Genomic DNA, 9,227 nt, shown 5'->3' with positions numbered 1-9,227 from the left:
CCGGCCTACAACCTCATCGAACGCCTACGCACCCACCGCGACGAGGTTCTACGCTTCGTCACCGACTTGCGCGTGCCCTTCGACAACAACCTCGCCGAGCGCGACCTGCGCATGCCCAAGCTCAAGCTCAAGCAAAAGGTCTCGGGCGGCTTCCGCTCGACCGAGGGGGCCGAGGCCTTCGCGACCGTGCGCTCCTACCTCTCGACGATGCGCAAGCAGTCCGTCGATATCTATCAAGCTCTCGTGCTGACCTTCCAAGGGCAACCTCCGATGCCAAAACTGGCATAACGGTGGTCGCGGGTACCTGAATAGTTACGCCCCGTCAGACCCGCCGTCTCCCGCGAAGCGGAGATCGCCGGAGAGACCCAGACCTTCAGGCACCAGCACTCGAACTCGCTTTTTGGACAGCCAGATGTACGCACAACCATTGCCGCACCGGCCCCTCTTCTCAACCTATCGCGAGCGCACCGCCCGGTCGCTCGGCGCAGGCCTCGCGCTCGGAATGATCGTCCTGATTCTCGCGGCACCCGCACCCTGGCTGCATGACTTTGCCGAATGGCTATTCCAGGCACAGGTGCTCGGACTCAAGCTCCAGAATCCGGAACTGGTGAGCAACTACGTGCTTGCAAGCTATCCAGTCCCCAATTCGCTTGCAACCTTGATACTCGCGGGACTCACGCTCGTTTTGCCACCGCTGATCGCGGGCAAGTGCTATCTCGTGGTCCAGATCGTCGCCTGGTTCTGGCTTCTGGATCGATTTTCTCAACGACAGGTTTCGCAGGACTATAGAGGATGTGTCTTGCTCGTTCTTCTAGGCGCCGTCGGATTTTCCAGCTTCTTCTGGTTGGGGTTCATCAGCTATCAGCTTGGGCTCTGGCTGCTGCTGTGGTTCATCCTCGAATGCGGACCAGGGTCGCCGCTTTGGAAGAATGCCCTTTTCGGCATCGCAGTCTTCTTCAGCCATGCCATGGTCGTGCTGGTTTGGGGGCTCATTGTCGTCATGCGCGCGCTGCTCTCTGTCCGCGAGCAGGAGGCCCCTGGGCTAGGACGGATGACGCGGATCGTCCTGCTGCGCTCCCTGCCCGTGCTGCCTGCCGCTGCGTTGAGCCTTTGGTATCTCGCCGGACGCCTCGCCGCCTCGGGGCCGGTGGCCTCGCCGGATGCGCACATGAGCGGATGGACAGAGGCCATCACGTACAAGCTGGGCTATCCGCTGATGCTCGGCGGCTTCCGCAACATCTTGCATGCGGACGGGCAAGCCGTCTTTGAGGCATGGCCCCTCATCTATGTGTTGGGCGCATTGAGCAACGCGATCCTCATCCTGCTGCTCGCGCTTTGGGCCGGACAGGTGTTGTGGCAGACGCGCCGGACAGCTCGCATCCCAGCAACGCAGGATCCGGCGCTGATCTGGACCGCCTACGCACTGGCACTGCTGTACCTGATCGCGCCCTACGACTTCCTCGGGCTCATCAACCCAGCGGGGCGACTGTTGATCCCGCTAGCCCTGCTATTGCTCGCTGTCGCTCCGCCGGCGACGCTGAAGTGGTGGCGCTGGGCCAGCCTGCCGGCTGGCGTTGGCCTGATGCTCAGCGTCGCTGGCTTCACGGGGCTCATTTACGGGCATCCCCGCCCCGAGGTCAGACAGACAGTCGCGTTTCGCCCCTCTGAAGAGCGCCCCGTCGCCGACTCATCCGTATTCGGCTTCAATCGCGCGCTCTACACCAATACCCGTTTCCCCTACTTCAACTACCGCCTGCTGGTGAACACTCAACGACTCGCGCAGCTCATCGACGGCGACTATCAAGGTCTCGGTTTCAGAACGGGCCTCATTATCGAGGAACAGCGCAAGCGGCCGGAGAGAAAGGACTAAGGCGATTTCTTAGACCTTTCATACCGAGCCAAACGGATCGACGGACCAAGCACCGTGACCGTAGGGCGCAATACGCTGCCGCTATTGCGCCCTACGATGGATTACAGCCTTTTACCGCCTGTTACGGGCTGGTGCGCAGGTTTCCGGAAATCGTCTAACGCCCATCATGTCCAGGGCCGCGGTCCGTGGCGGCCTGCCCAGGCTCGGGCAGTCCGCCCTCGGTCATGATGGGCCTGATGGCGTGGAGGATGTTGGGGAAGAGGGTTGCGTGCAGTTCCTCCTCGCGCGCGAGCAGGGCCTTCATATGCTCACGTCGCGTCGGCATGGAGAAACAGGCGGGACAGGAGTCCGGGATGACCGGCAGACCCGCGCGGCGGGCGAAGTCCCCCGTCTGGCGCTCGCGGCAGTAGACCAGCGGGCGGATGATGCGAATATCCCCGTCGTTGTTCAGATAGTGCGCCTTCATGGTGCGCAGCTGGCCGCCGTGGAAGAGAGACATGAGCAGACTCTCGGCAAGGTCGTCGAGGTGCTGCCCCAGTGCAAGCACGTTGTAGCCCTGCTCGCGGCAGACGCGGTACATGATGCCGCGCTTCATCCGCGAGCAATAGGCGCAGAAGGAGTCCCCGTCCATGTGGACCCGGGCCTGCTCCATCAGCGGCTGCTGCTCGTAGTGCCAGGGCACGCCGAGCTGGTCGTAGTAGTCCTTCAGGGACTGCGGATCGAACCCCGGAACCTCGGGGTCCACGGTGAGCACGCCCAGCTCGAATCGGACTGGGGCATAGGTGCGCAGGTGGTTGAGAATCTGCAGGAGCGAGAGCGAATCCTTGCCGCCGGAGACACCCAGCAGGATGCGGTCTCCGGCGCCGATCATGCGGAAGTCAGCGATCGCGCGCCCGACCTGGCGGAGCAGCGACTTGGGTGGCTTTACTGAGGTGGGTCTGGGGCTGGTCATGGAGGTGAGTGTATCTCACTCCCCGCCTCGGCACGGACTGCGGGAAGCGGTGCGTCTCGACCTTCCAGTCCTTGGCGGTCGCCGTCAAAACCAGGCAGGAAGGCCCGCCGTGGGTCCGCGAGCGCCCTGCCGCGCCCGGGTTCAGCACCCAGGGCAGCGCATTGAGGTCTTCGGCCAGCCGATGGCTGTGGCCGTAGACGATGGCGCGGGCATCCGGAAAGCGCCCGCGCAGCAACCGATGCCGATCGCGCGCCGGAACCTGGTGGCCGTGGATCACGATCAGATGGCCGCCCGGGAGCGGCTGGCGGATCCACTCCGGCAAGTGCACCAGCAGCTGGCGGTCTTCCTCGGGCCATTTGCGGGCGACGTCATTGTTGCCGAAGACCGCCAGCACGCGGCCAAGACGCGGTTGCAGCTGGGCCAGGATGGAGGCACGGCCGATGTCGCCGCCGTGCACGACCAGATCGCAGTCGGACACGATCTCCTGCACGCGCGAATCCAAGGCTCCGTGGGTATCGGAGAGGAGCGCGATGCGCACCGTTGGCATGCTTGAGATGTCGTCCAAGAGAGCCTCGCTGAGGGTTGGGCCGGCTCAATCCAGGGTGAGGGCCAGCTTGCCGGTGACGTGTCCCTGCTCGATCAACCGATGCGCGTCGGCTGCACGGCTCAGCGGGAAGGTCTCCGACACATGGATGCGCAGATCGCCGCGGTCGATGAGGTTCCCGCAGCGACGCAGGATCTCGCCCTGCTGAACGCGCGCCCGCGGCAGATCCCTCAGCATGGGGGTGAGCATCAGCTCCAGGCTGATCCGCAGATTGCGCACCCGCGCCTCCTTGAGATCCAGATTCGAGCCAGGATCCAGGATGGTCACCAGGTCGCCATAGTGCGCCATGGCCGGGATCGTCTGGCGGAAGACCTCGGGGCCCACGGTATCCAGGGCGATATCGACGCCCAACCCCTCCGTCCATTCCATCACGGACTCGACCAGGTCTTCATCCTTGTAGTTGATGCAGTATTCGGCGCCCAGGGCATGGGCGAAATCCGCCTTCTCCGGGCTGCTGATGGTGGTGCAGACCCGGGCGCCGGCGGCCTTGGCAAGTTGGATGGCCACATGACCGACGCCACCGGCGCCGGCGTGGATGAGCACCCGCTGGCCCTCGTGCAGACGTGCCCGATCGTGCAGCGCCTCCCACGCCGTCAGGAGGACCAGCGGCGCGGCGGCGGCCTCCACCATGCCGATGGAGCGCGGCTTGGACTGCGCCAGGTGATGATCCAGGACCAGATACTCGGCGTAGCACCCCACCGGACCGCCGATGCCGCCGTGGCAGAACCAGACCTCGTCGCCCGGCTTGAAGCGTGTCACATCCGCGCCGACCGCTTCCACGACGCCCGCCCCGTCGCAACCCAGCACGGCAGGCAACCCATCCGGCAGCAGTGGGCCGCTCTTGCGCACCTTGGTATCGACGGGGTTCACGCCCGCCGCGCCGATCTTGACCAGGATCTCCTCCGACCCGGTGAGCGCGGGGACGGGGCGCTCGACGTACTCCAGGACATCCGGCCCGCCGGTCTCGCGTAGTTCGATGGCTTTCATATGTGTGTCCGACTCTCCTGGCCGCACCGGCAGAACCAGGCCGGGGGCGCGCGATTGGTTATAAAGAAGCATGGCCCATGCGTAAGACAGATGTAAGGGCGCCCCGCGCGTTTGGCCACGTATCCTGCACCACGTTCATCGGGGTGCGGGGCCGGCATGTTCGACGCCTATTGCCCCCCGGTCTGACGCGGTACCCTAAGACAGCCACTCAACCCAGACGGAGAGCCCCGCGTGCCCGCCAATTCGAAGACCGATCCCACCCAGAAGACAAGTAGCAACAAGCCCCCGCTGCTCGTGCGCAACGCGCGCATCAAGGACATCGCGGCCATTCGCGCCCTGGTCTCCAAGGTGTACGAGCCCTCCAAGATGGGCACCTACTCGACTGCGATGCTGCGGGGTCAGATCAACAACTTCCCGGAAGGTCAGTTCGTGGCCGAGTATCAAGGGGCCATTGTAGGCTATTGCGCGACCTTTCTGATTGACGCGCAGCACGCACTCAAATCGCACACCTGGCGAGAGATCACGGGCGGCGGCTATGCCTCGCGCCACGACCCCGATGGCGACTACCTCTACGGCATGGAGGTCTGCGTCGACCCCGAGTACCGCGGCTTGCGCATCGGCCAACGGCTCTACGACGAGCGCAAGAAGCTGGCACGCTCCTGGGGCGCGAAAGGCATCGTCTTCGGTGGGCGCCTGCCGACGCTCGCCCGGCGCCTGCGCCGTTTCGAGACGCCCGAGGCCTATCTGGAAGAGGTCAAGTCCAATCGGCAGCGCGATCCGGTACTGACCTTCCAGATGCGCAACGGCTTCGAGGCACTGGGTCTGATGAACGACTACCTGCCGGAGGACAAGGACTCCCTCGGCTACGGCGTCCATCTGCTCTGGCGCAACCCCAACGCCCCGGACGAGCAAGAGGAGAAGCGCGCCAAGACCTACGGCGCCAGGCTGCCGGACACGGTTCGGGTCGCAACCGTTCAGTACATGCAGCGCCGGGTCGGCTCATTCGCCGAGTTCATCGACCTGGTGCGCTACTTCGTCGACGTCACCGCCGACTACCGCGCGGACTTCGTCGTCTTCCCCGAGCTCTTCTCGCTGCAACTGCTCTCCATGGAGGATCAGGAGCTCTCCCCCGCTGAATCCATCGAGGCGCTGACCAAGTACAAGGATCCGCTCAAGGACGCGCTGCGGGACATGGCGGTACGCTACAACATCAACATCATCGGCGGCTCGCACCCGACCCGCATGCCCAACGGCCGGGTCGAGAACATCTGCTACATCTGCCTGCGCGGCGGCGAAGTCTACGAGCAGCCGAAGATCCACCCGACCCCCAACGAGGTCTACTGGTGGAACATCGAGGGCGGCCATGCCCTGAATGCCATCAACACCGATTGCGGCCCCATCGGCGTGCTCATCTGCTACGACGCGGAATTCCCGGAGCTCGGCCGCCACCTGGCGGACCAAGGAGCCAACATCATCTTCGTCCCCTTCTGCACGGACGAGCGTCAATCCTACCTGCGGGTGCGCTACTGCGGTCAGGCCAGGGCCGTGGAGAATCAGTGCTACGTCGTGCTCTCGGGCAACGTCGGCAACCTGCCGAACGTCCACAACATGGACATCCAATACGCACAGAGCTGCATCTTGACGCCCTGCGACTTTCCCTTCGCGCGCGACGGCATCGCGGCGGACACCACGCCCAATGTCGAGACGGTCGCCTTCGCCGACCTGCGCCTGGAGGCCCTGCGCGCCGCGCGAAACGGCGGCACCGTGCAGAACCTCAAGGACCGACGGCACGACCTCTATACAACGGTGTGGCGGGAGAAGTGAAGGGCGAGGGGTGAAGGGTTTCGAGGCGCAAGCGCCACCCTGATGCCCTTCACTCTCAGTCGCGCGTGAGGTGAACCTGATGTGTGACGCAAAAAGGTGGCGCTGAAACAGGCCGACGGTTTGCGCACTTCAGGCCCGTGCCACGTGAATCCTCGGGCCTCGCGGGCTGACGGTGCGCTCGCGGATGAGGACAGGAAAAGGGGCGGACATGTCTTCTGCTTGATGGCTAAAAATAGATCTGCCCCCTTTTTTCAATCGAGGCCAGCAGCCTGCCAATCATGCGGCGCAATACGCTATCGCTATTGCGCCCTACGCGGGCCCAGGTCTTGGTCATCAGTTGGACTGGTAGGGTGGACGAGCGAGCGCGAAGTCCACCGAATCCCGCGCCGTTGCTGGTGGACTGCGCTGCGCTTGTCCACCCGACCGACGATGACTGGTCCGAAGGATGATCGATGCCCGGGCTAACAAAGTAGAATGAGTCACGCTGTTATAATGCGTGACCTCATTTCGTGCTCGCCAGCAATGGCGGATTTTCTCGCGGAGGAATTGATGATCTTCAAACAATTGCTGGAAGCTGATTCATCCACCTACACCTATCTCATCGGCTGCCCGGAGACCGGCCAGGCGATTCTGGTCGACCCGGTCATCGATACGGTCGAGCGCGATCTGCAAATCGTCAAGGATCTCGGCCTGACCCTGGTCGCCACGCTGGAGACCCACGTCCATGCCGACCACCTCACCGGCGCGCGTCGATTGAAGCAGCGCTCGGGGTGCCGGATCGCCTACCCGAAGATGCTCGCGCTGCCGTGCGCCGATATCGGTCTTCAGGAGGGCGAGCCGTTCGAGGTCGGCTCGATCGCCCTGCACCCGCTGTTCACGCCGGGGCACACCGATCACCATCATGCCTACCTGATCGACACACCGGTGCAGAAACTGCTGCTCACCGGCGACGCCCTCTTGATCGAGGGCTGCGGCCGCACCGATTTCCAATCCGGTGATGCTGGCGCACTCTACAACAGCATTCACAACAAGCTGTTCTCGCTGCCGGACGAAACCCTGGTCTATCCCGGCCACGACTACGAGCACCGTTTCGTTTCGAGCATCGCCCAGGAGAAGGCCCGCAACCCGCGCCTCGGCGGCGGGTGCTCGAAGGAAGCGTTCGTGGACCTGATGAACGGCCTGGATCTTCCCTATCCGCGCAAGATCGATTTCGCCGTGCCAGGCAACCAAGTCTGCGGCGAGTGCCCGGCGAACGTCCCCGAGCAGTTCCGCGGTCCCTGTGCCGCCAGCGATCAAGGCTGAGGCGGTCCAGCAGGGGTTCTCGGCGGGAAGACATGCCTGAGACGCGATGCGCGCGAAGGACCGGCGCATCGGCGTATCCACATCAGCCTCGTAGGGTACAAGAGTCTTCCGGAAGCGACCTTCCCGGCGACCGGGCCTCGCGGGTCACCAATGATGCGCCTCGATCAGCCCGGTTTTCTCGAGCGCTTCGAGCAAATCTCTCCGTTCCCTTGCAAGCACCTTGAGTCGCCGCCTCTTGTACGGTTTGACTTTGGCAACCTCGATCACGATCGCGGCTAGCTCCGCGATTCTCGCATCCCCCGATCCGGACAGCGTCTGAAGCCGACGCACGTTCTTGTCCGAGATGTGCGACTGCTTCAGGAAGCCGAAGATCTCGGCTTCCCATTCGATCGCGTTGCACTCCTCCTTCGGCATCTTCGCGCAATCTCGGCAGACATGGGTCTGATGTCCCTTTCCGGTGAACTTCTCGTTGGCTCGCGTTCGTCCGCAAAGCCTACAGTAATGCCCCATGTCTCTTTCCGCGTCTCGTTGTCCGCCTCGGCAGGTCATCGACCATTGCGCTATTGGTCAGCAGGGGGAGCGAGAGCGAAGTCAGGCGAATCCCGCGCCGGCGCTGGTGGACTGCGCTACGCTTGTCCACCCAGAGCTATAGAGCACGCTTGGCCGATAAGGATGACCAACGCTCAGTTGCCCCAGCGGCGGGCTCTCATCCCTGCAAAACCCGTATGCCAGACCCGACTCGCAGCCCTACGTACTGACGGATGATGCTCATGTACTCTCTTCCGATCTTCGTCCTTCGCTTGGCGACGAAGCGTATAACGCCGAGGACTTTCGTGATCTCCTCGTCGCTGACTTTCTTGAGGTCGATGTCTATTGCGTTATCGACAAACGCGACCCCGTTCTTCACGATCTCGCGCTCGTCGTCCGTCTTTTGATCCTTGAAGTGATATTTGTCGATGAGCAGCTCCAAGATCCTGATCGCATCGTTGTCGCTCAGCGTGCTGTCGTTTTCCATGTCATAGGCGCATAGCGCGCCTTCGATCGCATTCCCATAGGTCTGAAGGTCCATGTCCCGATCCATATCGGCGGGTGAATAGGCTGGCACCTGTTCGTACTTGCGTTTCGGCGCCTGGTAGAAGACGCAGCCTGAGCAGGCTTCTTCGGCTCTTGTCTCTCCGCAGCATTGGCTACAGATCAAGGCATCGGCGACGAGACACATTCTTTTCCCTTTTCGGGAGTCGCATATAGGGCACTTTGCCATTTCTTTTTCCGGCTGCTTTGCTGTTCAGTAAAAAAAGTTGCCGCGCGCCGGCGCGGGCTTGAGATTGCGCGCGGAGCTTTCCGCGCGCAATTGGTTAAGCGCCGAGGTCGGGTGGCGAGGGATTCTTCTACCTTATTGAGGATGGGTTTCGGGAGTCAAGTAACCTGTCCCCGGAGTCCTCATGCTTGCTCACCGACAGGACTTCGATGCCGATCAATCGGTCATCTGCACCATCGTCGGCAATGATTCCTGGCTCGATCTCTTTGGTCGCCGCGACTACCGCGTCGAGGGCAAAAGGGAAGACCTGGGTGACCTGGCAATGGTTGCCGACTGTGAGAGAACCGCGCAAGCGGGAAGCTCTCCCGAGTAAGGCTTAGTCAGCCGCTCGGAAGTGTAATGACTCGACGGCACAAGCCTGAAGGTCAGA

At 62.9% G+C, this 9,227-nt stretch carries 10 protein-coding genes; 4 read left to right on the top strand and 6 right to left on the bottom strand.

Annotation, left to right across the window (positions count from 1 at the left end; translation table 11 throughout):
• Positions 1 to 288, top strand: a 288-nt coding sequence (locus CKO23_RS22965; RefSeq protein ID WP_200335559.1) for an IS66 family transposase, incomplete at its 5' end; no start/stop codon positions are given.
• A gap of 124 nt (positions 289 to 412) precedes the next feature.
• Complete coding sequence (locus CKO23_RS22960) at positions 413 to 1,870, top strand: hypothetical protein (protein WP_200335558.1); 1,458 nt, start codon at positions 413 to 415, stop codon at positions 1,868 to 1,870.
• A gap of 154 nt (positions 1,871 to 2,024) precedes the next feature.
• Here the strand turns inward: CKO23_RS22960 and CKO23_RS22955 are convergent, their stop codons facing one another.
• Genes CKO23_RS22955 through CKO23_RS22945 form a run of 3 tightly spaced genes read right to left on the bottom strand, consistent with a single transcriptional unit; the run spans position 2,025 to position 4,413 of the window.
• Positions 2,025 to 2,822, bottom strand: coding sequence for an ATP-binding protein (locus CKO23_RS22955; RefSeq protein ID WP_200335555.1), 798 nt, complete (start codon positions 2,820 to 2,822; stop codon positions 2,025 to 2,027).
• Positions 2,749 to 3,369, bottom strand: coding sequence for a metallophosphoesterase family protein (locus CKO23_RS22950; RefSeq protein WP_200335553.1), 621 nt, complete (start codon positions 3,367 to 3,369; stop codon positions 2,749 to 2,751). Before CKO23_RS22950 ends, CKO23_RS22955 begins: the two co-directional genes overlap by 74 nt.
• A 45-nt stretch (positions 3,370 to 3,414) precedes the next feature.
• A complete protein-coding gene (locus tag CKO23_RS22945) occupies positions 3,415 to 4,413 on the bottom strand; it encodes a zinc-dependent alcohol dehydrogenase family protein (RefSeq protein ID WP_200335551.1) in 999 nt (332 codons plus the stop codon).
• Positions 4,414 to 4,644: 231 nt separating this feature from the next.
• Here CKO23_RS22945 and CKO23_RS22940 point away from each other — a divergent pair, with 231 nt between their 5' ends.
• Both CKO23_RS22940 and CKO23_RS22935 read left to right on the top strand, forming a co-directional pair.
• Complete coding sequence (locus CKO23_RS22940; protein ID WP_346014673.1) at positions 4,645 to 6,237, top strand: bifunctional GNAT family N-acetyltransferase/carbon-nitrogen hydrolase family protein; 1,593 nt, start codon at positions 4,645 to 4,647, stop codon at positions 6,235 to 6,237.
• A gap of 549 nt (positions 6,238 to 6,786) precedes the next feature.
• Positions 6,787 to 7,539 carry an MBL fold metallo-hydrolase gene (locus tag CKO23_RS22935; RefSeq protein ID WP_200335549.1) on the top strand — a complete coding sequence of 251 codons (753 nt, stop codon included), beginning with the start codon at positions 6,787 to 6,789 and terminating at the stop codon, positions 7,537 to 7,539.
• 144 nt (positions 7,540 to 7,683) lie between these two features.
• Here the strand turns inward: CKO23_RS22935 and CKO23_RS22930 are convergent, their stop codons facing one another.
• The 3 genes from CKO23_RS22930 to CKO23_RS22920 all read right to left on the bottom strand — a co-directional run bounded on the left by CKO23_RS22930 (position 7,684) and on the right by CKO23_RS22920 (position 9,149).
• Positions 7,684 to 7,953, bottom strand: coding sequence for a hypothetical protein (locus tag CKO23_RS22930; RefSeq protein ID WP_200335547.1), 270 nt, complete (start codon positions 7,951 to 7,953; stop codon positions 7,684 to 7,686).
• A 292-nt stretch (positions 7,954 to 8,245) separates the two neighbouring features.
• Positions 8,246 to 8,758, bottom strand: a complete 513-nt coding sequence (locus tag CKO23_RS22925) for a hypothetical protein (protein ID WP_200335545.1) — start codon at positions 8,756 to 8,758, stop codon at positions 8,246 to 8,248.
• A gap of 169 nt (positions 8,759 to 8,927) precedes the next feature.
• Positions 8,928 to 9,149 (bottom strand): DUF2283 domain-containing protein, encoded by a 222-nt coding sequence (locus tag CKO23_RS22920; protein WP_200335544.1) that lies wholly within the window; start codon positions 9,147 to 9,149, stop codon positions 8,928 to 8,930.
• Between the last annotated feature and the right edge of the window lie 78 nt (positions 9,150 to 9,227).

The sequence above is a fragment of the Thiocystis violacea genome (genome assembly GCF_016583565.1).
GTDB classification, from domain to species: domain Bacteria; phylum Pseudomonadota; class Gammaproteobacteria; order Chromatiales; family Chromatiaceae; genus Thiorhodococcus; species Thiorhodococcus violaceus_A.
Note: the sequence above shows the minus strand (reverse complement) of the source record. Positions and strands in the feature narration are given on the sequence as shown.